Source organism: Calyptranema fuscum S582 (assembly GCF_055793305.1).
On sequence record NZ_JBSLYH010000126.1, the window covers coordinates 1 to 1,170 of the forward strand.

1 pseudogene is annotated in these 1,170 nt (G+C 47.7%); it reads right to left on the minus strand.

Annotated features, from left to right (window positions below):
• Positions 1 to 16: 16 nt before the first annotated feature.
• Positions 17 to 1,115: pseudogene (locus tag ACR6Z4_RS32160) on the minus strand (ISAs1 family transposase).
• Between the last annotated feature and the right edge of the window lie 55 nt (positions 1,116 to 1,170).

The window sequence follows — 1,170 nt, forward strand, 5'->3', positions numbered from 1 at the left end:
GGGTAGGGTTGATTCTCTAAATAAAGGAAATAAGTTTCGGGAGGTCATGCTTGAACAGACGCAAGGCTTTGGTGAGTGAAGGGTAACCCGCTTTCCGAAAGATAGAAATTGCCCAAGAGCGTAACATCGCCATTAACGTCGCTGGTCGCGGTGCTTGGATCAGCGAAGCATCCTCCTGTTGAACTACATCTTTGACCCAATGGAGCTGATTTTCTGTGCTACCCCGATGGGCTTGAATCAAATCAGCCGCATCAGTTGCATCAATGACCTGACTGAGAATAAACCAAGATTGGCGCTGAAAGGCTTTCCCTTCGCGAATCCCAGAGCGTTCTACGGCAACAAAGGCTGTTAAACCAGCCCATTGGTGTGCCAGTTCGGTTGGTGCCCTAAAGACTTGCATCTGACGATTTACTACCCGCCCATGGGACGTATCGAGATGCTGATAGTGACTAAGGGGAACTTGCGTTTGGGCACATGCTTTGGCTCGTTTTAGTAAGGTAGATTGATTGCCTTTGAGTCCAATACAGTAGTGATTCCCTGTTTTAACGATCTCAGAGACTGTTTTTTTGGCAGTGCAACGCATCTAGGGTGAACCATACCCCTTTGACATCCAGTCGTTGAAGCAATTGCTGCACACTCTGGATCTCACTACTATGACCATTTTGATAGCTCTGTTGCGCAATGACACAGCCGTTTTCCTGTAAACAAGCACTGACCACCATGACGAAATCTTGGTGCTTGCCATGGGCATCGCTCACTGTACTGCCTAAGGCTTTGCCATCAATCGCGATCGCATCTCCCGGTTGTACACTTATCGTCGAGGCTGCCCATTGCAAAAATACCTCTGCCACTTGCTTGCCATCGACATGCTGTGACATATCACGCAGGGTTGAGTAACTCGGCAATTTTGCCTTCTTTAAGGCAAACCGTTCTGCCACTTCAGCGGCGTGTCGTTGCATGAAGTCGGCTAAACCCCGTAAACTACTGTACCCACTCATCACCCCTAGCAGACTTAAAAGCAACATCAACCATAAGGGATATTGAACCGTTCGTCCTCGTCTCCAATCTGGAATTGTTTTTAATTGTTCGATTAATCCGTCTACTCCCATTGCCATGCGTCCACACACAACACCCTTAGAATATAATTCCTTCCCTAGAGAATCAACCCTA